Annotated in this window: 30 protein-coding genes; 19 read left to right on the top strand and 11 right to left on the bottom strand. The window is 43.3% G+C overall.

Going from position 1 to position 24,377, the window contains the following annotated elements:
• The first annotated feature begins 359 nt into the window (after positions 1-359).
• The 16 genes from M1J35_RS02370 to gvpU all read left to right on the top strand — a co-directional run bounded on the left by M1J35_RS02370 (position 360) and on the right by gvpU (position 9,430).
• Complete coding sequence (locus M1J35_RS02370; protein ID WP_254652692.1) at positions 360-1,538, top strand: ParM/StbA family protein; 1,179 nt, start codon at positions 360-362, stop codon at positions 1,536-1,538.
• A gap of 9 nt (positions 1,539-1,547) precedes the next feature.
• Positions 1,548-2,141, top strand: a complete 594-nt coding sequence (locus M1J35_RS02365; protein ID WP_254652691.1) for a ribosomal L1 domain-containing protein — start codon at positions 1,548-1,550, stop codon at positions 2,139-2,141.
• Positions 2,142-2,530: 389 nt separating this feature from the next.
• Entirely contained in the window at positions 2,531-2,791 is a 261-nt protein-coding gene (gene gvpA / locus M1J35_RS02360) for a gas vesicle structural protein GvpA (protein ID WP_060674023.1), read from the top strand.
• Between the two features lie 49 nt (positions 2,792-2,840).
• Positions 2,841-3,332: a GvpT/GvpP family gas vesicle accessory protein gene (gene gvpT / locus M1J35_RS02355; RefSeq protein WP_254652690.1), complete on the top strand. Its 492-nt coding sequence runs from the start codon at positions 2,841-2,843 to the stop codon at positions 3,330-3,332.
• A gap of 24 nt (positions 3,333-3,356) precedes the next feature.
• On the top strand, positions 3,357-3,818 hold the full coding sequence (gene gvpQ, locus M1J35_RS02350) for a gas vesicle protein GvpQ (RefSeq protein WP_254652689.1): 462 nt from the start codon (positions 3,357-3,359) through the stop codon (positions 3,816-3,818).
• A gap of 21 nt (positions 3,819-3,839) precedes the next feature.
• A complete protein-coding gene (gene gvpJ / locus M1J35_RS02345) occupies positions 3,840-4,100 on the top strand; it encodes a gas vesicle protein GvpJ (RefSeq protein ID WP_034764908.1) in 261 nt (86 codons plus the stop codon).
• Between the two features lie 80 nt (positions 4,101-4,180).
• Positions 4,181-4,447 (top strand): gas vesicle protein GvpO, encoded by a 267-nt coding sequence (gvpO, locus tag M1J35_RS02340; RefSeq protein ID WP_034764910.1) that lies wholly within the window; start codon positions 4,181-4,183, stop codon positions 4,445-4,447.
• 29 nt (positions 4,448-4,476) lie between these two features.
• Positions 4,477-5,400 carry a gas vesicle protein GvpN gene (gene gvpN, locus M1J35_RS02335; RefSeq protein WP_224522477.1) on the top strand — a complete coding sequence of 308 codons (924 nt, stop codon included), beginning with the start codon at positions 4,477-4,479 and terminating at the stop codon, positions 5,398-5,400.
• Between the two features lie 11 nt (positions 5,401-5,411).
• Complete coding sequence (locus M1J35_RS02330; RefSeq protein WP_034764913.1) at positions 5,412-6,179, top strand: GvpL/GvpF family gas vesicle protein; 768 nt, start codon at positions 5,412-5,414, stop codon at positions 6,177-6,179.
• Complete coding sequence (locus M1J35_RS02325; RefSeq protein ID WP_034764916.1) at positions 6,179-6,439, top strand: gas vesicle protein GvpG; 261 nt, start codon at positions 6,179-6,181, stop codon at positions 6,437-6,439. The genes M1J35_RS02330 and M1J35_RS02325 overlap by 1 nt, the downstream gene beginning before the upstream one ends.
• A gap of 4 nt (positions 6,440-6,443) precedes the next feature.
• A complete protein-coding gene (locus M1J35_RS02320) occupies positions 6,444-7,250 on the top strand; it encodes a GvpL/GvpF family gas vesicle protein (protein ID WP_254652688.1) in 807 nt (268 codons plus the stop codon).
• A gap of 23 nt (positions 7,251-7,273) precedes the next feature.
• Positions 7,274-7,549 (top strand): gas vesicle protein, encoded by a 276-nt coding sequence (locus tag M1J35_RS02315; RefSeq protein WP_034764922.1) that lies wholly within the window; start codon positions 7,274-7,276, stop codon positions 7,547-7,549.
• The gene (locus M1J35_RS02310) at positions 7,515-7,799 is read left to right on the top strand and encodes a gas vesicle protein K (protein ID WP_034764925.1); all 285 of its coding nucleotides are present in this window, start codon (positions 7,515-7,517) and stop codon (positions 7,797-7,799) included. The genes M1J35_RS02315 and M1J35_RS02310 overlap by 35 nt, the downstream gene beginning before the upstream one ends.
• Positions 7,800-7,821: 22 nt before the next feature.
• The gene (gvpJ, locus tag M1J35_RS02305) at positions 7,822-8,154 is read left to right on the top strand and encodes a gas vesicle protein (protein ID WP_034764928.1); all 333 of its coding nucleotides are present in this window, start codon (positions 7,822-7,824) and stop codon (positions 8,152-8,154) included.
• Between the two features lie 15 nt (positions 8,155-8,169).
• Entirely contained in the window at positions 8,170-9,009 is an 840-nt protein-coding gene (gene gvpT, locus M1J35_RS02300; protein WP_224522479.1) for a GvpT/GvpP family gas vesicle accessory protein, read from the top strand.
• A gap of 19 nt (positions 9,010-9,028) precedes the next feature.
• Positions 9,029-9,430, top strand: a complete 402-nt coding sequence (gvpU, locus tag M1J35_RS02295; protein ID WP_254652687.1) for a gas vesicle accessory protein GvpU — start codon at positions 9,029-9,031, stop codon at positions 9,428-9,430.
• A 141-nt stretch (positions 9,431-9,571) separates the two neighbouring features.
• Here gvpU and M1J35_RS02290 read toward each other — a convergent pair whose 3' ends face one another.
• The 7 genes from M1J35_RS02290 to M1J35_RS02260 all read right to left on the bottom strand — a co-directional run bounded on the left by M1J35_RS02290 (position 9,572) and on the right by M1J35_RS02260 (position 18,829).
• The gene (locus M1J35_RS02290) at positions 9,572-11,347 is read right to left on the bottom strand and encodes a metallophosphoesterase family protein (protein ID WP_254652686.1); all 1,776 of its coding nucleotides are present in this window, start codon (positions 11,345-11,347) and stop codon (positions 9,572-9,574) included.
• A gap of 130 nt (positions 11,348-11,477) precedes the next feature.
• Complete coding sequence (locus M1J35_RS02285) at positions 11,478-12,833, bottom strand: GntP family permease (RefSeq protein ID WP_254652685.1); 1,356 nt, start codon at positions 12,831-12,833, stop codon at positions 11,478-11,480.
• A gap of 20 nt (positions 12,834-12,853) precedes the next feature.
• Positions 12,854-13,918: a glycerate kinase family protein gene (locus tag M1J35_RS02280; protein WP_371928708.1), complete on the bottom strand. Its 1,065-nt coding sequence runs from the start codon at positions 13,916-13,918 to the stop codon at positions 12,854-12,856.
• Between the two features lie 200 nt (positions 13,919-14,118).
• Complete coding sequence (locus M1J35_RS02275) at positions 14,119-15,273, bottom strand: CdaR family transcriptional regulator (RefSeq protein WP_254652683.1); 1,155 nt, start codon at positions 15,271-15,273, stop codon at positions 14,119-14,121.
• Positions 15,274-15,556: 283 nt separating this feature from the next.
• Positions 15,557-15,814 carry a GlsB/YeaQ/YmgE family stress response membrane protein gene (locus M1J35_RS02270; protein ID WP_034764945.1) on the bottom strand — a complete coding sequence of 86 codons (258 nt, stop codon included), beginning with the start codon at positions 15,812-15,814 and terminating at the stop codon, positions 15,557-15,559.
• 70 nt (positions 15,815-15,884) lie between these two features.
• On the bottom strand, positions 15,885-17,354 hold the full coding sequence (locus M1J35_RS02265; RefSeq protein WP_254652682.1) for a phospholipase D family protein: 1,470 nt from the start codon (positions 17,352-17,354) through the stop codon (positions 15,885-15,887).
• A gap of 131 nt (positions 17,355-17,485) precedes the next feature.
• A complete protein-coding gene (locus tag M1J35_RS02260; protein WP_254652681.1) occupies positions 17,486-18,829 on the bottom strand; it encodes an MFS transporter in 1,344 nt (447 codons plus the stop codon).
• 157 nt (positions 18,830-18,986) lie between these two features.
• Between M1J35_RS02260 and M1J35_RS02255 the strand changes: the two genes are divergently transcribed.
• A complete protein-coding gene (locus tag M1J35_RS02255; protein WP_254652680.1) occupies positions 18,987-19,655 on the top strand; it encodes a haloacid dehalogenase type II in 669 nt (222 codons plus the stop codon).
• Positions 19,656-19,703: 48 nt separating this feature from the next.
• Here the strand turns inward: M1J35_RS02255 and M1J35_RS02250 are convergent, their stop codons facing one another.
• Positions 19,704-20,318 carry an NAD(P)-dependent oxidoreductase gene (locus tag M1J35_RS02250; protein ID WP_254652679.1) on the bottom strand — a complete coding sequence of 205 codons (615 nt, stop codon included), beginning with the start codon at positions 20,316-20,318 and terminating at the stop codon, positions 19,704-19,706.
• 131 nt (positions 20,319-20,449) lie between these two features.
• Between M1J35_RS02250 and M1J35_RS02245 the strand changes: the two genes are divergently transcribed.
• Both M1J35_RS02245 and msrB read left to right on the top strand, forming a co-directional pair.
• Complete coding sequence (locus M1J35_RS02245) at positions 20,450-20,779, top strand: CHY zinc finger protein (RefSeq protein ID WP_254652678.1); 330 nt, start codon at positions 20,450-20,452, stop codon at positions 20,777-20,779.
• A gap of 9 nt (positions 20,780-20,788) precedes the next feature.
• A complete protein-coding gene (gene msrB / locus M1J35_RS02240; RefSeq protein ID WP_254652677.1) occupies positions 20,789-21,760 on the top strand; it encodes a peptide-methionine (R)-S-oxide reductase MsrB in 972 nt (323 codons plus the stop codon).
• Positions 21,761-21,793: 33 nt separating this feature from the next.
• Here msrB and M1J35_RS02235 read toward each other — a convergent pair whose 3' ends face one another.
• The 3 genes from M1J35_RS02235 to M1J35_RS02230 all read right to left on the bottom strand — a co-directional run bounded on the left by M1J35_RS02235 (position 21,794) and on the right by M1J35_RS02230 (position 24,288).
• Positions 21,794-22,315, bottom strand: a complete 522-nt coding sequence (locus M1J35_RS02235) for a DinB family protein (protein WP_254652676.1) — start codon at positions 22,313-22,315, stop codon at positions 21,794-21,796.
• Positions 22,316-22,449: 134 nt separating this feature from the next.
• Complete coding sequence (locus M1J35_RS22660) at positions 22,450-22,584, bottom strand: hypothetical protein (protein ID WP_256503940.1); 135 nt, start codon at positions 22,582-22,584, stop codon at positions 22,450-22,452.
• A 147-nt stretch (positions 22,585-22,731) separates the two neighbouring features.
• Positions 22,732-24,288, bottom strand: coding sequence for an FAD-dependent oxidoreductase (locus M1J35_RS02230; protein ID WP_254652675.1), 1,557 nt, complete (start codon positions 24,286-24,288; stop codon positions 22,732-22,734).
• Positions 24,289-24,377 lie beyond the last annotated feature (89 nt).

Raw genomic sequence — 24,377 nt, 5'->3', positions numbered from 1 at the left:
TGTTTAAAATGTAATAAAAAGGTAGTTTCCTAGATTCGAAACGTAGTAGAAAGAGCATAATTTGAAGTAAGAATATGTAAAAAACATTAAGTTTACAAATTTGTATACATGTAAACAAAAACGTACACAATTGTATACAAAAAAGTATACATGTACACAAACAAGTACACATATTGTTGTTAAAGGATGTGTACACTTAGTGTATACAACGATACAAAAATGTATACAAGTCAACGGACTCTCCCTTACTATAATCGATAGAAAAGTAGGATTGACCGGAGACAGGAAATTGTATACTCTGAGAGTAAGAGTTGAAATGTTTTGACAAATTCTTACTCATGAATGAAAGGATGATTTTAATGACGAACTCTCGCATTGCAGCCATTGATGTTGGTAATGATTCTTTAAAAGGTATTTTTGGGAAACTGGACGCTGAGGTGAATATTCCGAACGTCATCGCAAGGGATGTTGAAGACCGTCCGATCATCGGTATTGAGGAACTGGATACACAAGACCCACTAGACGGCATACATATCCGTGTCCACTCCCCTGCCCTGAAAGACAATAATGCAATCTACCGGGTTGGTAATCTTGCGACCAAGAGCAATAACTCGACTGAATTGGATCCGGGAAGCAGTAAATCAGAAGAGGATCAAACATTGGTCATGCTGTTTGCTTCTATCGCTCTGGATGCAGCACGTAATGGATCGGATTTTAAAAAGAATAATAATGTAGTAGAAGCAAACTATACGCTTGGAACAGGCCTTCCCCTACGTGAGGTAAAGGAAGGAAAAGACGTTGGATACCGTTCAAGATTATTAGGTTCGGTTCACCAGGTCGAATTCCTTGTCACTCCACGCTATCAAGGTATGAAAGTAAATATTAAATTTGATGAAGTAAAGGTTTATCCAGAAGGATTCGCTGCTTTCATCAACCTTGTGATGGATAATAATTCAAATATCATCAACAAAGATTTGATTGATAAGCGCATCTTGATTCAGGATATCGGTGGATTATCCACAGATATCGCGGTCATCAAAGATCGTAAAGTAGACGACGATAAAGCTCAAGGGTTTAATCTGGGTGTATCTGAATCACTGGAATTGATCCGTGAGGAAATCCGTTCAAAACATGGTATTGAGCTTGACAGCCGCCGCGATGTGGTCGAAATCATCACGAAGAAAAATGACCGCAATCATATTATGGTAAAAGGTAGTCGTACAAGCGTCCATGATATCGTGGACCGAATCATGCTTGAACTGGCTAAAAAGCAATACCGTCACCTGCGTAATATGTGGCAAAAGAACTCCCAGACGGAAATTTGTTACTTCATCGGTGGCGGCTCTAGTGTTCTTAAAGAGTACATCAAGACGCTTAACAATAACCTTGATGGATACAACATCGACTTCTTTGAAGATGAGAAGGAAAGTATCTGGATGATGGCCAACGCTTACTACAAGCTGATTGCCGACTTCACAAGAAAAACGCAAAAGCAGCAAGCCCCGAAAGAAGATCAAAAATTAGCGAAAACCAAATAGGGTGATGGTATGACTGAAAAAGGGATGTCGAGGGGACAGCCGATCACATTTCGGCTTCCCTCAGATACACCTGACCATGTTTTAAAACATTTACAAAAGCTCAAAGAAAAAGAAAAACGGAATTTCTCCAGTAAGATTGCAGAGCTTGTCCTGAACGGGGTAAATGATTCGATTGCAAAGAGGCGGGAAGCGATTACGATCCCCCTTCCGAAGGGACTGGACAAGTCCCAGCGTGACTGGCTGAAGCATGAACACTCTGAAGCCCTGCTCGGCAGCATCGTGTACCAGCTGCTTTCAAACCCGGTTCGAACGGCCTCCCTTCTTGCTTCTTTAAGCAGTAATTCATTGGATATCGATGAAGCACTGTATCTTCAGGAAGAAACGGCAGCAAGTCATGATACGGGACGAGAGTGGTCCCTTGATCAAGTGATGGATGATACCCTTGAAGAAGTAACGGACGAGCGTTCGCACTCAACAGATGAGGAACTGGAGAACTTCGACTGGGACAGTGCAATGAAACCGAATGAAACCGTCAGTGAAGAGCCTAAAGAGGAGTCAATGGAAGACCTGTTAGGCGACTTCCTCGCCCAAATGAATAAATGAAGGTAGAACCTGAAGGAAGGCATAGAGCCTGATGCTTCAGGTTCTTTTTTTTGCCTACTCAGACTGCAGGAAAGAGAAATTCTTTGAAAGTTCATTTTAAAGCATACTCCCCTTCTATATACAACCACCTATAATAGTTGAAAACTGTAATCAATTTGTCTTATTTGAATTATATTTTCTACTCGAAACCCGACAAGGTATGTTTCTCTAAGGGAGAAATGTTACAAGGTGTCATATGAGGAATAAAACATGTATAAAAAATGGCAGTTTATTTCAAATGATTCCCATGACCTAGTTTAGGGGAGGTGGAAATCGAGGTAAACACCGGTTAAACAGAATAAAACATGGCACGTCAGTCGTTGGCTACACCACTAAAGAGGAGAGATTCGATGAGTATTCAAAAAAGTAATGATAGCTCAAGTCTCGCAGAAGTAATTGATAGAATCCTGGATAAAGGAATCGTCATTGATGCGTTTGCAAGGGTTTCCTTAGTAGGGATAGAGATTCTTACTATAGAAGCGCGGGTCGTAATCGCAAGTGTGGATACATGGTTACGATATGCAGAAGCAGTTGGACTATTAAGAGACGAGGTCCAGGAAGAAGGTCTCGCCAAGCAGGAGAATGAAAGAGGGACAGCATTCAGCATATAAACAAGTAAATAAAATATAGTTTTACTATTTAATAGAAAAGAGGATGAATATGTCAGAAGTGAAAAGCAGTCAACAAGCAGAAGAAACGAAAAATACGGAAGAGAATGAAGAGCAGTCAGCTGAAAACAGACAATCCATGAATTACGCGATTATCGGTGGGGTAGTCGGAGCTGGTATCGGATTACTTTCGAATCCAGGTACAGGTAAGAAAATGGTAGACAGTTTAGGGAAGTCAGAAGTGATGAAAGCCGCAAGTAAAGAACTTCGAAGATCAGCACAGGAATTTTTGACAGAGCAGGCCATCATTACCCTAAGACAATCCGCTACCGGATATATGAGCAAGTTGGAAGGTGGCTTGCTGTCACCAAAAAAGAAAAAAGAAGAGGCATCGGAAAACTCAAATGCGAAAGCTGAAAAAAGTAAAAGTTCTTCCAATCAATCAGAAGAATTAGAAGAGATCAAAGAAGAGAACAAGAATCTGAATGAGCGTTTAGAACGCATCGAGGAAATGTTAAACAGCCTGGTTGATTCTAAGAAATAATCGCATCCCTAAAGGGGGCATTACATGAGTAAGCCTGTAAAAAAAGTAGTCGGCAAGATGGCTAAAAAAGCATACGACCATGCTCCGGAACCCGTGAAAGATAAGTTGAAAGAGAAAGCGAAAGAAACCTTTGTAAATGGTGTGGAGGACGGCCTCCAATCAAAAGCTAACGAAGCATCACAAAAATTAGAGAACGCAAAAGAGAAAAACGCCGATAATGTTCATACCAAAGCAGAAGAAGCAAAGGAAAAAGTCCAGGATGTCCTGCTTTCCGTACGGGAAAAGTTAGGAAAGGCAAAAGAAGCAGGAGAAGAGTTTCAAGAGAAGATCTCTGCATCGAATGACAACGGAACAAAAATCAAAGGCGTAGGAAAGATCAAGGGAGCAAGTGATATTAAGAGCTCCTTTAATATTAAGAGTTCCACCGAAATAAAAAGTTCAGAAAATATTAAATCTTCAAAAGATATTAAGACGATTTGTTCTTAGACACCGGAAGGAGAATAACAATTGGCTATTCAAAAGAGTAATAACAGTTCAAGTTTAGCAGAAGTCATCGACCGAATTCTAGACAAAGGGATCGTCATCGATGCATTTGCAAGGGTATCCGTCGTTGGAATCGAAATATTGACCGTTGAAGCAAGGGTCGTCATCGCCAGCGTCGATACATGGTTGCGTTATGCAGAGGCAGTAGGTCTCTTACGGGATGACGTCGAAGAAAACGGTCTTGCTACGCAGCAGAACGAAAGAAGCTCCCAGTTCAGCATCTAAATGGAGTGTCGGCAAAAAGAAATGTGTATGAAGGGGGCCGTTATCGGCACCCTCCCCTTCATCTACAGTAGGAGGCAGCTATGGTAATCAAAGAAATTATGAATAGTGTCACGGATTTCTTCAATGAACATGTAGCTCCGGTCCATAAGATCACGTCAGTGGAACTGACAGAAGACGAAGGCTGGAAACTGCAAGTCGAAGTGATTGAAGAAAAGGAATATATGAAGAAATATGCGAAAGACGAAATGCTTGGAACATATGATGTTCTCCTTAATAAAGAAAAGGAAGTCACGTCATTTAAACGGCGGGATATCCGTTACAGAAGTGCCATTGGACAGGAAATGTAGGGTCCTGAGCGAGTAGGAGGGAATTGTACGTGACGGTCTTAACAAAACGGATCAAAAAGGATAGCAGGGCATTAATACAAGATGATGAAACGAAAGAATTGCTTTCGCGCTCATTGCAATACCTTAAAGCTGGATATCCTGTGCATTTCACGGGTCCTTCCGGTGCCGGGAAAACATCTCTTGCACTCGCATTGGCGAAAAAGAGAAAAAGACCGGTGATGCTCATGCACGGTAATCACGAATTGAATAATAAAGACTTAATCGGTGATTTTACCGGTTATACAAGTAAAAAGGTCGTTGATCAATATGTACGATCCGTTTATAAAAAGGACGAAAGCGTCACAGAGACATGGAGAGATGGACGTTTACTGGAAGCCGTTAAGAATGGTTATACCCTTGTATATGACGAATTCACACGATCACAGCCGACGACCAATAATATCTTCCTATCCATTTTGGAAGAAGGAATCATTCCTTTGTACGGTTCAAAACTGACAGAGCCATTTATTAGAGTACATCCGGAATTTGCCATCATATTTACTAGTAATCCTGCAGAGTATGCAGGGGTTTATCAAACACAGGATGCTCTATTGGATCGGTTGATCACCATTAACGTAGATTACAAGGGAGCGGAACAAGAGGCAAAGATTGTATCAGAAAAAGCTAACCTGGTTATGAGTGAAGCAAGAGCGATCACGACACTCATCTCAACATTACGCGATCAATGTACAAATGAAATGAACGGACCGAGCTTGCGTGCTTCCTTAATGATTGCACGACTCGCCATTGAATCGGACATTCCCATAGACGGTAAGGATACAGATTTTCAACGTCTATGTATTGATATAGCAGCACATAGTATAAGTCGATGTATCGACGAAGAAAACCCACAAGAAAAAGCAGAACAATTGATTATAGATGCATGTAAACGAATGAAGGTATCTGAGGAATAAAGGAGAGTTTTATGATGAGTCAGGAAGAAATGGGAATTTATATTTTTTGTGCCATACAGACCAATGATGATGATCAATTTGGTTCGATTGAAATAGAAGGCGAAGAACGTGAGACGTTCACGATCAGATATAAGGACGCAGCGATGGTAGCAGCAGAAGTGCCGATGAAAATTTATCATCCTAAGAAGCAGAATTTACTGATGCATCAGGGAGCTGTGTCCCGTGTCATGGAACAAAAGGATACCGTCATCCCGATCAGCTTCGGAAATGTTTTTAAAACAAGGGACGATGTAGAAGCCCTGCTTGAAAACCTTTATCCGCAATTCGAAACTCTTTTCCCGGCAATTAAAGGGAAAATCGAGCTGGGCTTAAAGGTTATCGGTAAAAAGGAATGGCTAGAAGCCATGGTAAAAGATAACCCCCAAGTAGAAAAAATGGCCACAGCCGTTAAAGGGAAATCTGAATCGGCAGCGTATTATGACCGGATTCAGCTTGGCGGAATGGCTCAGAAGTTATTTGCCTCCCTGCAAAGTGAGATTAAGGAAGAAGTGTTTGCACCTCTTGAGGAAGAGGCAGTATCGGCAAAAGCTAACGATCCATCAAGTGAGAAAATGCTTCTTAACGCTTCTTTCTTAATTGACCGGGATCAGGAAGAGTCATTCGATCAAAAGGTAAATGAAGCACACGAAAAATGGAAGGATAAGGTCGAATTTAATTACAGCGGTCCTTGGCCGGCTTACAACTTTGTCAATATACGCCTGAAGGTTGAGGAAGGCTGATGATTCATAAATTGGTGAGTGCACCAATTAATATGGTCATAAAAGTCGCTGAAAAAATCAAAGAAGAAGCAGACAAAGAATTGTACGACCTTCCTACCATTCAGCAAAAATTGATTCAGCTTCAAATGATGTATGAATTAGGAGAAATTCCTGAGGAAGCATTCCAGGAAAAAGAAGATGAACTCTTAACAAGGTATGAAATCGCGAAACAGATGGAAATGGAACAATGGGAAGAACTAACGAAAAAGAAACAAGGGTGATCAAATGAGCGATTTACTTTATTTATACGGCTTAATACCGACAAAAGAAGCAAATAAAGAAAACCTGCCCTCCATGAAAGGATTCGATGGAGAAAGTGAGCTGTACACGATAGAAATCGGTGACGTGACAGCCATTGTTTGTGATTTACCATCAAATGAATACTCTGAAGAGACCATAAAGGACAAAGTTGATAACGACATGGACTGGCTTCAGGAAAAGGCGTTTCATCATCACGAAACGGTATTGATGGTTTCAAGGTTGTATACCATCGTCCCCTTGAAGTTCTGTACATTATATAAAAACGAAGATAGCCTCAAGTCCACAATAGAAGGTAATCGAAATAAGCTGGAGACGACTTTTGAACAGCTGGATGGAAACGAAGAGTGGAACGTCAAGATCTACTGTGACGATAAGCTGCTGAAAGAACAGGTTAGTGAGAACAATCCATCCATCGAAGCCAAAAGGAAAGAAATCAGCGAATTACCAAAGGGCAGGCAGTTCTTTGAAAAGAAAAAAATCGATCAGCTGATTGATCGGGAACTTGAAAACGAAAAGAACCGGCTTTGTGAAGAGGTCCATGAAAAGCTGAAAGAACATTCTCTACATGGGAATGTCAAAAAGAATTGGAGTAAAGATGTAACAGGCCGACAGGAACATATGGCGTGGAATAGTGTATTTCTCCTTCGAGGAGCCAAAGTAGATGAATTTGTCGATGAAATAAAGCAATACGAAGAAGAACTGGGACACGCAGGTTGGAAAATTGAAGCATCCGGTCCTTGGCCACCTTATCATTTTTCTAGTTTTTCTTAATCACAAAATAAGGAATGAGAAATATGACAGTCAGAGAATCGATCGAGAACAAAGATATAGCCCTAATTGATATTTTAGATGTCATTCTCGATAAAGGTGTGGCAATCAAGGGAGATTTGATTATATCCATTGCCGGGGTCGACCTCGTGTATCTGGATTTGCGAGTGCTGATTTCCTCTGTTGAAACATTGGTTCAGCATAAACAGGGAACGCGCAAAACGGTAACGTCCGATCAATTCGATCAAGAAAGGGAGGGATTGATTCATGCAACAGGCCAGCGGGACAAATGGGCGAATTAATTTCGACCCGGAAAAAGCAGAACAAGGACTGGCACAGCTTGTATTGACCGTTGTAGAACTATTAAGGCAAATCGTCGAAAGGCATGCCATGCGGCGTGTCGAAGGCGGTACATTAACGGATGAACAAGTGGAGAATCTGGGCATTGCCCTAATGAACTTAGAAGAAAAAATGGAAGAGTTGAAAGAGGTATTTGGTCTTGATGCAGAAGACTTGAATATAGATCTTGGTCCTTTAGGGAGTTTAATGTAATGCCGATTAGGGAGGTTACATGATGGGAATGGAGCATCCAGTACAATCCAACACAATCGTGGATGTATTAGAAAAGATTTTAGATAAAGGAGTTGTCGTAGCAGGAGATATTACGGTGGGAATCGCCGATGTCGAGCTGCTTACGATAAAGATCCGCTTAATCGTTGCTTCTGTAGATAAAGCAAAAGAAATAGGTATGGACTGGTGGGAAAATGATCCCTATCTGAGTTCCAAAGCCGCAGATAACAACACGAGAGCACTGGAAGAGGAAAATAAGAAATTACAGGAACGACTGGAATCACTTGAAAAGAAACTGGATACAAACCGTCTTAATACGGCGGAAACAACAAACTAATTGGAGGTTTTACCGATGGCAGAAAAAAATAATACGCAAAACACAACAATTGAGAATCAAGGACAGGAAAAAAATTCAACAGAAAAGAATTCAACAAATGAGAACAAAACAAGAAGAAGTGGCCCAATCAAGAGAACTGTAGCTGGGAGTCTATTGGGAGCAACGGTAGGATATCTGGCAACACCCGAAAACGGAAAAAAACTTCTGGACCGTATTGATCAGGAGAAAATCAAAAGCAAAAGCCTGGACTTCGGGAAAGCAGCAAAGGAAAGATCCAGAAAAGCCGCTGTCACGTTAAAATCGTCAACAGCCAACCTGTTTAAACGTGATAAAGAGGAAGAAGCTTCAGAAGACACAGAAACGGCCGTAAATTCAACAGAAACGAACACCCAGGAAGAAGAGTCGAACCAAGACTATGAAGCTCTTAAACAGGAAAATGAAGAGCTTCAGAACCGCCTGCAGCAATTAGAAGAAAAAATGAATCAAATTGCCGCAGCACGTGAAGATGGAAGCGATGAAGAGGAAGACGACGATGAAGAAGAACAAGAAGAACAAGAAGAAACTTCTTCAAGCAAGAAATCTTCTAAAAAGACTAAGGAAGAAGCGTCCGATGAAGAGGAGGAAGAAGATGAAGATACCGATGAAGATGAAAACGCAGACGACGATGAAGATGGCGAAGATGAGGAAGAAGCTTCAGGCAAGAAGAAAACAAACGGCAAATCCGGTTCAAAAGGAAAGAAGCGTTCTACTCGCAAGTCTTCAGCTAAAAGTAAAAAATCTGCAAAAAAAGATGATGATAAAGAAGATCAAGACGAAGATACAACACTCTCTACCGAAGATGATACTGTAGCTTAACGATAAAGGAGATGTGAAAATGAGTGTAGAATCAAGTACAGGGAAGGATAGCATCTTAGAATTTTTTGTACAGGCATCAAATAAGCATGATTTTTCATTAGACATCACGTTAAACGTCAAGGGAGCTGTCGTAACAGGCACCCTCGTCTCCGCAAAGGAATACTTCGATTCATTGAGTGAAACCTTTGAGGATGGCAGTGATATAGCTCAGAAGCTGAGTGAGGAGCTTGCCAAAGCCGGGGAATCTGTAGAAGAAAACCAAAGTTCTGAAGCCCACTTTATTCACCTGAAGAACGCAAAGGTGTATTGTGGTGACAGCAAACCGACCCCTTCAAAAGGGAAAATCATGTGGCGTGGGAAACTAAATGAAATCGATGGATTCTTTTTAGGAAAGATATCAGAATCGAAAAGTAGTAAATAAGCAAAAGCGACTGAATTCTTTGTTCAGTCGCTTTTAGGTGTTAAAGAAGAACTGGGGAAGTATTATTTCCCGGGCAGGAATCAGCTTCATGGTGAAAAGATCCCCTTTCCAATAATAGATGGAAAGGGGATCTTTATATCACTATTTCTTTTGAACATTCATGATCTCAGTACTGTTCGCCGGAATGGTGATTTGTACTTCTAAATATTGCTTGCCATCTGAAGCGTAGTTTTGTGTGATGCTTCCTTTAGATACAGTATAATTTCCTTCTGCCATATATAAAGGAATGGTGACCTTTAAAGGCTTGTTTAAACGATTGGTTATATCTACTCGCTGAGAAGCGGCACTTCCATCGTTCTCGTTCAGATAATCGGCGTCAAAGGACATGGTGCCGCCTTCTGTATCGCCGTTTTGGTAAACAGGGATGGAACGATCGGGTTCTTCGTAATTGTAGGATGAGATCTGACCGTTTTGAACGGAAAAGTCTCTGAAGCCTACCCATGGCTTACCGGATAACTCAATGGCCGTGGTGGTTGTATATAAGATGCCATCCTCCTTTGTTACATCGTCAATATGAGTGTGTCCATGGAGACTGATTGTCACATCATTCGCCTTCATGATATCGATCAATTCTTTGGCGTTTTCCCCATGCCACTGCTGATCATATTTAATCCCTAATTTTTCACCTAGGATCAGTGTGCTCAAGCGTTGAGGGTCATGTTGTTCGTCATATTGCTTCCAGTATTCTTGAACGTCAGGGTCGTCTTGTGGCCAAATATCTCTGTCGCGCCATAATGGATTATGGTGTGAGAAGAGGCCGCGGATTTGGTCACTTTGTGCGGTTTTGGCATTCTCCTGCAGATCTTGTTTCACCCAGTTCAACTGTTCTTCCCGGATCTGGCCGCCCCAGGTTGGTACAGAAACCGTACCGGTTCCGCTTCGGTCGAATTTATTCCAATCAAACGAGTTGTACCCGATGAAATGGGCGTATGGGCCGTAATCAAACGAGAAGTATTGTGGGCCGAAGTACTTCTCCCAGTACTTTGCTCCATCCGTCAGTGTCGCATCCTGGGCGTAGTAATCATGGTTTCCAGGGACGATATAGACAGGGACATTCAGCTTTTGTAGCATTTTATAGGTTTCTTCGTATTCATAAATATACTCGAGAGGGTTCAGTTGACCGAACATCAGGTCTCCTGTAATGACAACAAAATCGGGGTTTTTTAAATTGACTTCTTTAATGGCTTTCTGCAGGTATAACCAGCGTTTAGTTGGGTCTGGATCCCACATCCCCGTTTCCTTCGCGCGTCCAGGCGTGAAGGAGGAAGGGTCATCGGTATTCCCAAGATTACGCGGAGATCCTATGTGAGTGTCGGTCAAATGTAAGAAGGAAAAGTTCTTCTTATATTCATCGACGACTTTGACGGAATGAGGCTGCTCATCTGTGATCCTTTTTCCGTTTCCTGTATAGGTCACCTCTAGATCATATAATCTCTGTGGAGTCCCTTCTGGAATGGAGACTGTTACATCGACAATGGAAGAGCTGTCCTTCCAATGGGATTTCCCTGGTTGTACCGATTTGACTGGTAATTCGTAATCACTGGTAAGAGAAGAGTGATTGGTTTGCTTTAATTTAACAGACCAAGATCCAGTTTCCTTTCCTTGGGTATCAACCTGGATGGTGAGGGACTCGCCTTTCTTCTTAATGGCGGGCGTTGCAAATAAAGGGTAAATAATCTGGTTCACTTTTTGATCAAGTGAGATATTTGGGAACTCATCTACGTAATGAGTAGTGTTTCCGATCCCTCCATCACGCTCGCCGGCAGAGCTGAAAGGGTTGTCCAGTGCTTGGACTGACAGTGGGAAAAGAGAAAATATCAACATTAGTACGAATCCTTTTTTTAACCAATTCTTCATGATGCTTACCTCCTTTTCTGCCTCAAGAGTATCAGCCGAATGTAAAGGTAGTGTGGAGCCTTGTTTACAAAACAGTGTCTCTGCTATTTACATAAAAAAGGGTGCCCCAATAAGGGACACCCTCTCTCAGTTAAACAAGTATCATCCACAATAATAAAGTAAAGACAAGGGCGGTTAAACCTTGAACAAGCGTAGCGGCAGTCTGTGCCTTATAAGCATCTGTAACCTTCATGCCGCTGAATTGCGTGACAACCCAAAAGTAGCTGTCATTGACATGGCTGACCGTCATGGCTCCTGCACCGATGGCCATGACCACTAACGCGAGGGGTACGGCACCGTCAATCCCCATTTGTGGGAGGAGAGGAGCAATCAGGGAAGAGGTAATGACAAGGGCAGCGGTTGAAGATCCCTGAGCTGATTTCAATAGAGCTGCCACAATAAATGGAATCAAGAGGACGAGGGCACCGGAAAGTAATCCTCCGTCTGCAATCCCTTGAATCAACTCTGCAACGGGAGTCGCCTTAATGACGGAACCGAATGCTCCTCCCGCACCTGTGATCAATAAGATATTGGTAGCATCCTTCATTCCCTGACTCACCCAGCCATTAAGGGTTTCTTCATCCCATTTTGGCAGAAGGGCAAATGCAGCAAGGACACCAATCAGTAAAGCAACGACGGGTGAACCGATGAATAAGAGAACATCTGCGGCTCCGCCTTTCCACTGGAAGAAGCTGACGACAGATCCTGTACCGATCAAGAGTATCGGAAGGACAATCGGGGCAAAAGATTTAAACGTTGAAGGAAGCTCCCCAAAGGATTTGACGATCTCGTCATAATCCAGATCGAGCTCATCTTCTCCCTCGATCTCAATTTTATTTGCGACCTTAACAGCCCACAGGTAACCTGCCAGAATCGTAGGGATGGCTACAATCATCCCGATTAAAATAATGGTTCCCAAATAGTCACTTGCACCGATGTTCCCGGCTGCGGCAATGGGACCCGGAGTCGGCGGCACGAGGGTATGGGTGGCATAAAGCCCAGTGGCAAGTGCAACAGACATGGAGGCAAGAGCCACTTTTGCCCGTTTGGCCAATGCTTTTTTGAGGCTTGAGAGAATCACGTATCCGGAGTCACAGAAGACGGGGATACTGACGATGGCCCCAATCAAGGACATAGCCAGCTGTGGTCTTTTTTCCCCTACTAATCGAAGAACCACTTCTGCCATCCTGAGAGCGGCACCGGATTTCTCTAAAATCGTCCCGATAATGGTACCTGCTACGATGACGATCCCGATATACCCCATTAATCCTCCGAACCCGCCGTTGACAGCCTCTACAACCGTATCCAGTGGCAAGCCTGCAAAGATACCGACTAAGAAAGCGGCAAACAATAATGATAGAAAGGGCTGAAGCTTTAATTTTGCCGTTGTGAAAATGATAAATCCTACCCCTAGGACAATGACCGTAAATAACCAAATTCCTGACATGAGAATTTCCCCCTTTATGTTTATCCCTTTGTTAAATGTAAAATTCGTGCGATATTCCTTGTTTCATGGTAAAGCAGTTCTTCTGCTCGACTGATGCTCTCCTCTAAAGCCATCGGACCGATACTAATGGAATGACAGCTGGAGAAATTGTCGTATAATTGTTGATACCCCTCTCCTAAACTCCCTGCGATAAGAGATACGGGAGTATGGAGTTGTTTTGCGATGGCTGCGATATAAGAAGGGAGTTTTCCAAACAATGTTTGATAATCGCTCTGACCTTCCCCGGTGAGGACCCAATCAGCCTGACGAATGGCATCTGGAAGCTTCGTCGCTTCAGCAACCAGCTTTGCTCCTGATTCAATCTTTCCATCCAGATGCAAGAAGGCAAAACCGAGTCCTCCGGCTGCTCCGGCACCGCTCGTGTGTTGAAAATCAACTCCTTTTTCTTCTTGAAGCAATAGACTATAGTGATATAGTTGTTGATCAAGCTCCTTCACCTGTTCCTCGGTGGCCCCTTTTTGTGGGCCGAATACATGAGATGCCCCTGTCTTTCCACACAAAGGATTTTCAACATCGGAAGCAATGTGAAAGGTACATTCTTTTACTAGGGGATGGAGGGTGCTCCAGTCCACCTTTGCAATGGACTCAAGATCCTTTCCAAATGGCCCGACAGCGTTTCCGCCTTCATCCTGAAAGGTAACGCCGAGTGCTTGAAGCATGCCGAATCCACCATCATTCGTCGAACTGCCGCCCAGGGCAATAATGAACGTTCGGAACCCGTCATCCATCGCTGTTGTAATGACTTCTCCGATGCCAAAGGAAGTGGTATGGTATGGATTGCGTTTTTCACCAGGCACCATAGGTAACCCGGCGATGGAAGCTATTTCAATGACAGCTGTTTTCTTATCTCCTAAAACACCATATACAGTAGAGACCTTTTCCCCTAAAGGACCGGTGGCTGTTACAGGTACTTTCTCCCCTCCAGTTGCGTAAAAGAGGGTATCCAAAGTCCCTTCCCCTCCATCAGCCATGGGGATGACGTTCGTTTGAAAGCTTGTTGATTCATCCAGAAAGGCTTTCTCCATAATGGCTCCAACCTTTAAAGAGCTTAAACTACCTTTAAATGAATCGGGGGCAATAAGAATATTCATAGCGGCTCCTTTTTCAGAAAATATAATCTATTACTCTATTTAACCAAGTGAAGAAAGCGGTTACAATGTGAATTCTCCTAAACATTTCCGGGCGAAAACAAAAATGATTGTGCATGTGCACAATCATTTTTCTATTATTCTTTATTCATGTCATCAATCAATAAGATAAAACGCAGTATCATTGCGTCATCAAATGTTCTGGGGCTAAGACCCGTCAGTTCTTCGACACTCTCAAGCCGGTAAAGAAGGGTATTCCGGTGAATATGTAAAGCGTTCGCCGTTTCTTTCATGTTCAATTGGCAGTCAAACAAACGTTGAAGGGTATGTCGCAAGGTGTCGCTTAGCTGAAAAGTCTGCTCACGATAGCGATTCATAAACTCCTGGCGAATCTCGAGGGGGATGCGCTTGATAAAATCCATGATGCCCCAATCCTGTATATGAATATGATCGGAAAACTGAGGGAAGCTTTCTTGTAATTCCAGGGAACTGTGTGCTTCCAAATACGATTTTCTATACCCGACGACGCCTGGGTAGACATGACCGATTGCTGTTTTTACAATGAAAGCCTTCTCCTGTAAATGCCGCTGCAAACGCTTGGCCAAAGTGATGACTTCACCCTTAGTGGGGCAGACGCTTGCAGGGATCCCGACGACGCAGTGGGAGTCGTTGATAAAAGATTGAAAGTGAAGCTTTGGTAGTTGAAGCTTTATTCTCTTCAGAAGATCTTCTTTGACCATGGATAAAGGCATGTTGGTGGTAGAGTGGGTGAATAAGTTGGTGAACTGTACCAATAGTACTTGAACAGGTTGGCTGGTTTCAAGATGTATGTAGTGATGAGCGAACGCTTCATTTTTTCTTTCATCAAAATAATGGGGGTGTACTAAATCAAGCAGCCAATTATCCATCAATGTTTTTTGGTGCTGCAATTGATTGTGGAAATGAACCTGCTGAAGCATTACTTCTACGGTGACCTTCAACATTTTCACAAACTGATCCAGTTCCAGGGGGGAGCCGGTCACCCCAACGACCCCGATGATTTCTCCCATGAACTCAATAGGTAAGTTAATGCCTTCTTTAGAACCATGATACTTATCCAGGTCATTTTCAAAAATGATCAATGAACTTTTCTGCTTAAGGACATAAAGAGCCCCTTCGTGAACTTGATTCATGCGCGTTGAATCTGTACTGGCAACTATGACGCCGGACTCGTTCATGATATTGATATTGTAATGTACGATCGTCTTCAATTTCGCTATGATTGGATAAGCTAGTTCTTCTGTAATATGCATGTGGAACACCCCGTTATTCGTCATGCCTTCATTCTAGCACATGTTTTCTTTCTGCCTATTCGGGTATAGATACGTATACAAAGGAGGTTACCTTTATGAAACGATTAATCGGAAGACTGATCAAATGGGGACCTATCATTTACCCGATTTACAAGAAGTATCGGAATAAGAGGAGACATAAGAAATCAATGACGTATTAAGAGGACAGCCTGCATGGGCTGTTTTTTTATGTCATTTTGGCACAAATAAAAAACCCCTGGGAATCCAGGGGTTTTTAGTATTCTTAATGAGACGTTCTTCTCATTCCTCTTAGAAGTAAGCTTAATAGGAATACGAAGATGATCGCTCCCAGTAATGCCGGGATGATAGCGATTCCTGCAAGGGACGGTCCGAAGCTTCCAAGAAGTTCCCCACCGATCCAGGCACCGATGATACCTGCAATGATGTTTCCGATGATTCCACCAGGGACGTTTTTACCTAAAATGAGACCAGCTAACCAACCGATGATTCCACCAACAATTAAGTACAAGATAATACCCATTTTTTCTTACCTCCATGTAATGTTTTTGTGTTGTTATAAGGTAATTTCCCCTTTTTTCAAATGTCAAAACCTAATATGTTGTCACTTGAAAAATTTTCTGGAGGATATACATAACATACTTTACAGCCGGCAGCTTATCCTGGTATTTTTCATAGTCCACAGTGTATGTCCCGTTCTTGTTGTTCCAAATCCGGTCGAAATAGTCATCGACTTCCTTTATAGTTTTACTGTCTGTCGGGGCCGTCAGTTTCACGTTTTCTTCCAGGTTATAATCATCCAGATTTCGGGACGTATAATTGCCCGATCCTCCAATTACCGTACTTTGCTTTTCCCCTTTTACATAAATGAATTTCGTGTGATATTGCTCTTTATTCGTGTTATACCATCTGATGGTGATATGTTCGTTCTCCAGTTTGTGAAGCTCGGCTGCGATGGGCAGGTTAGGAAGTCCGATTTTTTCTTGTCCAAAGGCGTTCTGGTTCGGATCCAGGACTAAACGAATATCCACTTCGCGTTCTGCCGCATCTTCAATGGCGTCGATGATATCCCGGTCCGCCAGATAAAACATGCCGATCCATGCTTCGTCTCCTTTTTCCGCGTCATCTAATGCCTTTACCACCCCTTTTTGAATTTCTCTTTCCGTCAGGATCTGAGCGTTGACAGTCGACTCGCCGGGTGGAAGGGCTTTGACGGAATCATTGACCTCTTCTTCAGTAGGGAAGGCATCCACATTTCCGTCTGAAAAAGCCGCAACCGCTTTTTCGGCTTTTACCATATCCTTCAGGATGTCTCCTTTTACCTTGAATGCGATATTCGAGTGGAAACCACTGGCGTCATGGGGATTGGCGGACAGGATGAGTCCGGCTTTTTCCGTTATGACGATTTTCCGGTGATTCGCTTTGACATTCAATAGTTTCAAATATGACCTCATTGTTACCTTAGGTGCGGAGGGTGCCATGGGATTGGGCAGCCAGCCGGTACCTTCCTGCCCAAACCAGCCAAAGGCGGTCCTCCACACACCGGAATATAAGAGGTTGGGATCTCTAAGACGATTTAAGTCGGTAAAGACCACTTCAGCACCGAGTTTTTCTAAAGGTTCAATTTGTTTGGCTGTATGGGAGCCGTAAGTCGTGTTAACGACATCACTGATAAAGACCACTTTCAGGTCGGGCTTCTTTTTCATCTGTTCTTTAATCTTTCTGGATAATGTTTCACTGATCTTGGGATAATCACGGTCACCCTTTGTATAGCCATTAACTAAGAATAAGTCCAAAATAAGAAAATCGTCTGCCTCTTCAATGGTTTGATAGACTTCATCAAAGATCGATTGATCATATCGTTCTTTCCCATCCTTCTGATAGGTGAGGTCGTATAAGAATTCCACGTCCTCTTCCGGTATGGCATAGGTGTCGCTGGCGTAGGAGATTCCTTTCGGCAAAGGCTTTACGCGGTTATATATCATGACCACCGTCAGGATTAAAATGATAACACCGCCGATCCACCAGCTTCTCTTTTTATACCACTTCTTCTTGCTCTTCAAATGAATTCCCCTGTTCTATTGTGTTTTTTCTTACTATACCCTTAATGGCATGAGGGGAATCCACATAGATGAAGATCTGGTGGAAAAGTCCAAAAAAAATCCAGGCAGAAAAATCTGCCTGGACTCCTTACCTATGATGAATGAACATGTCTGCGATATAAAAGCAAGAGTAAGAGAGACAGCGTCATGAGTCCGATCAGAACCAGGAAAGTGTTCTGAAAGGAGCTTACCGGGAAATCTGCTCCTCCCATCTCCACGATTATTCCGCCAAGGACGGAACCGGATGCGCTCCCGACATAGTGGATCAGCTGCTTCATCCCGATACCTGAGGCAGTCAATTCCTTGCTCATGACACGGGACACTTCGTTTGTCGAACTTGAAGAAAGACTGGAAAATCCGAAGCTTGTAAACATATAGGCTAACATGATCATATACTCACTGTGTGGTGATAAGAGATAAAAAAGGACAGTCGAAACGATCAGAAGAATATGAGCAAGAAACATCACTCTGATATTCCCGTAGCGGTCGATTAGTCTTCCTACAAATATGGCTGCGACTGCAGACAGCATCGCTCCAGGGAAAATGATGAATCCGACAGCCGTCGGGTTTTTGCCGAATACATGCTGAAGCATGAGGGGCATGACGATCAGGATGGCGAAATGAGTGACAAACCCAAGGAAACTCATATATAGAATTTGCCTGTAGCCTTTATCCCGAATCAAGCTGGGCTGAATAAAGGGAATCTCAATCTTATGAATCCGAATCCATAATCCACCGAAGAAAACGACGGCACCTGCGAAGTAGTACCAATGAAACGTTGAGATGAATAGCAGGAAGAAGGTGATGCCAATTCCTGTCAGCAATCCTCCCCAAACATCAAAGTATCCCTTTCTTGTCGTCTCATTTGGTAGAAAGCGGTACAGTACGGGGATCATTCCAAGTACGCATAATGTTATCAGGAATAAATAATTCCAACTCAGGTAATCTGTGATAACGCCACCTACAACGGGACCCAATCCAAACCCAAGGGAAGAAGCGGAAGCGATCATCGCAAGGGCCCTTCCACGCCTTTCCAAGGGGACAAACCGTCCGGCAAATACCATGGATAGACCAGGGATGGCTGCTGCCCCTGCCGCTTGAAACAATCGTGAAAGCAATAACCATGCGAATGTATTGGCAAAGAAGCCAGTCAATGAGGCTATGCCGAAGATGGTAATCCCAATGATGAGCAATCGTTTGATAGGGATGTAATCAGCTAAACGGGTATACGTAATGGTACAAATGGCAAGTACAATTGAATACCCCGATACGATCCAGGCTCCTTCAGAAGGAGCCAAAGAGAAATCGTTCAATACATTCGGAAGGGCTACATTGAACATGGTCGTATTCATGACCACGAGCCAAATGGTCAAACTTAAAAAAAGAATCGTCTTTGTATGTGAAGGAGATGCTTGAGCATGTTGTTCACCAGTCATTTTTGACCACCTCCATGATAGATATTGATGCTCGAAGTACTATACCACAAACAAAGACGTACTGAAAATGAATGTGCCTTCGTCCGGGTGGGCTTGTGGAAGTTTAAGATGTTGGAAATGGTCTATTATATAAGGAGAATCTGTTAGGAGGATAAGTATGTCAAATCTTACGATAAAAGCGTTTGTGTTCGATGCATATGGTACCTTATTCGATGTCCATTCCGTTATTGAAAAATGTAATGAACTCTTTCCGGATAAAGGGGAGGAAATCAGTCAGGTGTGGCGTCAGAAACAATTGGAATATAGCTTTCTCCGTCAGCTGATGGGAACATATACCACATTTTACTCCATCACGAGGGATGCCCTGCATTACGCATGTGTCCATGTGGGAGTCGATCTATCTGATGACAAAGAGAAGGAGTTGTTGGATGCTTATCTGGAATTGACTCATTATGAGGAAGTAGAGAGTGTACTCTGGGAACTGAAATCTTATCAAACCGCCATCTTCTCAAATGGCTCCCTTGATATGCTCTCACCACTGGTGGAGCAGTCTTCATTCGGGCACCTGCTGGATGAGGTATTGACAGTGGATGAAATCAAACAATTCAAACCCACTCCGATGTCTTATCAGCTTGTCCTTAAGAAGCTTGGCGTCAAAAGGGAAGAGGTTTTGTTTATGTCTTCAAACCCGTGGGATATTGCTGGAGCGGCCAACTTTGGGTTCAATACGGCATGGATCAACCGTCAGGATAAGGTAATGGATGAACTTGGGGTAAAGCCTGATTTTGTCTATAGTGATCTGAATGGAATACTTGAGCATACATGATGAAAGGGGCTGGCATATGGATGAATGCCGAGCCCCTTTTTTACTTATTTAGTAAGCTAAGCCAATAGATTCATTGATGTGCTTCCCTTGAATGACACTTTGTAATAGAAAGTGAGCGACATCTGCCCGGCCTATTTTACGTCCCTTGTCCGGGATTGAATTTTCATCTTGACGATACGTCTTTGACAGGGGCTGGGTGGTCAATTGCATAGGTCTTGCAATCGTGTAGCGAACGTCATGTTTCTTTATTTCTTCTACGGCATTCTTATGATCTTTCAGCACATTACGTAGGATGAATTGTGCCAGTTTCCCTTGAAGGCCGGGTATTTCTTTGTGGATGCCGGCTGATGCTACGTAAGCGATACGCTCAATGTGGTGGGTGTTCATTCCCGTCAGGATATTTTTTGTCATGTCTGAAAGAACGGTGGTTTCCTTCAATCCATCCGAACCAAGACAGGATATGACGGCTTCCTGTCCCGCTAATGCGTCTTCCACTGCTTTAGCGTTTAAAGCATCTCCCTGAATAATGGTCAATAGTGGATCGTCACCGTTTAGTTTAGATGGGTTTCTTACAAAAGCTGTGACTTTATGGCCTTCAGCCAAAGCTTGCTTGACAATTTCTTTACCTGTACCGCCGGTTGCTCCAAACACGATTAACTTCAAGAATCTTCCCCTCCCTTTCTGTTACTATTCATTGTATAGTACAGTTAGAATAATAGACTAGCATGAATAGGTAAACTGTTTTGATTTTTATAGGAATATAAACAAAGAATAACAGTGTGGAGGAAATGATCATGACTGAAAAGCTGATCCCGGTATCTGGAGTGGAAGTGGATTCTAAAACAAAATGTAAGCATTATCGAACATCAAAGGATATCATCGCCATTAAATTCAAATGCTGTAACACCTATTATCCTTGCCACTCATGTCACAAAGAAGTGGCGGATCATGATCCCATCCTCTGGTCACCGGAAGAGTGGAATACGAAAGCGATTCTGTGCGGAGAATGCCATAACGAGTTAACGATTTTACAATACATGAATTGCCAATCGGTCTGCCCCCATTGTCAGTCCGCTTTTAATCCCGGATGTCAGACCCATTACCACCTGTACTTTGAAGGGTGAACCACAGCAATGTTTCACGTGAAACGAAGGAGGTGTTTTGAAATGGAGAAAGCCACGTTTGCAGGAGGCTGTTTCTGGTGTATGGTGGAACCCTTTGAGAATCAGGAAGGAATCGAAGAGATCATTTCAGGCTATACAGGAGGACGGACTCCCGATCCTACCTATAAAGAAGTGATCTCAGGCGAAACGGGTCATTATGAAGCAGTGCAGATCCTATTTGATCCTGTCTTATTTCCGTATGAGAAACTCCTGGACTTTTACTGGAGACAAATCGACCCAACCGATCCTGAAGGCCAATTCAAAGATCGGGGAAGCTCATACCGGACAGCGATCTTTTATCACACGAATCATCAAAAAAAGCTTGCCGTAGACTCTAAAAGTGAATTGGAGAAGAGTGGACGGTTTGCAGACCCTATTGTGACCGAAATCCTCCCCGCAAAGGAATTTTATCCTGCGGAAGACTATCATCAGGATTTCCACAAGAAAAACGCTTTCCGATATGCGCTATACAAACGCAGCAGGGAGGATTTCCTGAAGAAATATTGGCCTAAGGATCGATCATATTTAAAAGAACAGCTAACAGAGATGCAATATTTCGTCACCCAGGAAAATGGGACGGAGCCACCATATGAAAACGAGTTCTGGGATAACACGAGAGAAGGAATATACGTGGATATTGTGTCAGGGGAACCCCTCTTCACGTCGAAAGACCAGTATGACAGCGGCTGTGGATGGCCCAGCTTTACAAAGCCGGTCATGGACGCAAGCGTCAGCGAACGATACGATCTCTCCCATCGGACTACCCGGGTGGAAGTCAGGAGCAGGGAAGCGGATTCCCATCTTGGCCATGTCTTTCCGGATGGACCGGGTTCCAAAGGACTTCGTTACTGTATCAACTCTGCCTCTTTGCGGTTTATTCCTAAAGAAAAGCTTGAAGAGGAAGGATATGGCGATTTTCTGTTATTATTTCATAGTAAATAAAGACATGCCGGCGGAGTATGCCGGCATGTCTTTTTATCTTTCTACCTTCTCTTCAGCTTTTTCCCAAAGATTTTCTATACCTTGTACCCGTTTGATGGCTGTGATGGTACCTTGATGCAGCCCCTCATGCCAATTCGTAAAGGAGAGGACTTCGGCTAACGTTGTAAACGTGGTATGTTCACCAAGGACAAACGGTTTCTCTCCCAATTCATCCAAGCGACCCGAGAATGCTTCTTTCATCCGTCGCGGCTGGTCCTCCAACTTTTCCCGAAGCTCACTAAGTGCAGGGGGAGTGAGACCGTTCCAGGTATGGGGACTGGTATGAAATCCGAACAGCTCTCCATATTCAGTCGGAAGGGAATGGCGATCGTTTTCTCCTACAAAAGAAAATAACAGGTTTTCCTGGGATAACAGGATATGCCCCAGATTCCACCGGATCGAATTTTTAAATCCTTCAGGAATGTCATCCGCCTGTTGTTCGTTAGTGGCGTCCAGTGCAGCGAGTGTGCGCATCCGAATGAACTCCATTTGTTGAAACAGCATATGTTCCTTCATTTCGTATTCCTCCCAATCATGTTCTCCATTTATTAATTCGGGATTGGGTGGTGGATTCCTTCTTACAAAAAGAACAACCGGGAGCAGACGATGTCCCGCTGCTTCCGGTTGTGTTGTATTTATGACGGATGTTCCTATTCTTGTGGTCGGTTTTTCTTGGCGTTTTCCTGCCCAGTTGTAAATTCGACTAATTCGGAACTCGTGCGATTTCCTCTTTTAGCATTCGTGTTGCTTTGAGCATTGCGGTTTCCTTTTTTCGTGCGTCCCATTCAGAATCCCTCCCTAAATAGTCAAGCATCTATAGTTTAAGGAGTTACGCAGGAAATATTCTTCTGTACCATGCGACAAAATATGTCAGATACCTTGGTTTTTCAGTTTATTTCCCAGGCTATATTCGACAAAAAAACACATATACTCTAGAGGTCCGTCCCTCCATCGTTCACGTCAAACCTTGTGAGGGGTTTCTTGGCAGGGCCTTCGATGACGTCTCCGTCAATGGAGAAGCGTGAGCCGTGACAAGGGCAGTCCCAGGTGTGGTCTCCGTGATTCCACTCGGTTTCGCATCCGAGATGGGTACATGTAGTGTCCACGACATGTAGTTTTCCGTTTTCATCACGGAATCCTCCACATCGGCGCCCGTTCAAATTGACGACATCGCCTTCCCCTTTCTCAAGGTCCCCGGGCTTTTTAGATGGAATTTGGAGTTTTCCTTTCATGAGCTCGCCGGCTACATTGAGATTCTCCTTGAAAAAATGCTTGATACTTGGGTCAGCAACAAATCTTGAAGGGGAGTAGATGTCTGCATAAATGTGATGATTTCCTAAGATCTGGTCAGAGAGAATCTGGCCGGCTAGAGTACCGGAAGTCATTCCCCACTTATTAAAGCCAGTTGCGACAAAAATCGATGCGTGCTTTTCTGTCAGCTTTCCGATATAAGGCACTTTATCAAGGGTGATCAAGTCCTGTGCGGACCAGCGATACCGTATTTCCTCTACACCGACAACCTCTTCCCCGAATTCCTCAAGAGCCCTGTAGTGGTCCATCGTATCTTTTCCTTGCCCCGTCTTATGCTTATCCCCACCAATCAGGATTAGTTTTTCCCCTTTTTCATCCACTTCATAACGGAGGGAACGAGTGGGTTCGTCTGCGCTGATATACATGCCTCCCGGATAATCCTTCTTGGCTTTCACACCGATGATGTACGAGCGTTCTGCATGCATTTTCGTAAAATAGAATCCCATGCCATCATAAAAGGGGAAGTGGGAGCAGATGACCACATATTCACTATCGAGATGATAACCATCAGAGGTCACAACCTGCGTGCTATCTCCTTCATTGATCGTCTTGGCAGCCGTTCCTTCATAGATTTGGCCGCCAAATCCCGTATAAGAATCAATCAAGGCTTTTAAATACTTCAAGGGATGAAATTGAGCCTGTTTTTTCATCATCACCGCTTTTTTGATGTCCAGGTCGAAAGGGATGTTTTCTGTCAGCTCACCTGATATATCCAACTTCTGATACGCTTCATATTCCTTTTCGATCTTCTCAGCATATTGGTCGGTCGTTGCATACACATAGGCGTCTTCTTCTGAAAAATGACAGTCCATGTTTTCGTTGTGAATGGTGTCCTTGATGAACTGGATAGCCTTTGATTGGGACAGATAATATTTCCTTGCGAACTCTTCCCCGAAGTGTTGGATGAGTTCATCATAAATCAATCCGTGCTGTGCCGAAATTTTGGCGGTTGTATGACCTGTCGTGCCGTTCAATACGTGATCGGCGTCTATGAGGGCAACCTTCTTCCCGCCTTTTGCCAACAGGTAAGCAGTGGTGATCCCTGCTATCCCACCTCCGACAACGGTTACGTCCACTTTCAGATTTTGATCCAGCTTTTTAAATACAGGGAGTTTACTCGTTTCTCTCCAGTAAGGCTCCGGTGTGTGGGAAAATGCATTTTGTTGATGTGTATCCATATGAACGCTCCTTTAGCTTTCTATTCCTTACCATTCTCTCCCGATTTGAAGAAAAAATAAGTAAGAACAAAGAAAAAAAGAGACCGGCT

The organism is Rossellomorea sp. KS-H15a, assembly GCF_024195245.1.
Lineage (GTDB): Bacteria > Bacillota > Bacilli > Bacillales > Bacillaceae_B > Rossellomorea > Rossellomorea vietnamensis.
Note: the sequence above shows the minus strand (reverse complement) of the source record. Positions and strands in the feature narration are given on the sequence as shown.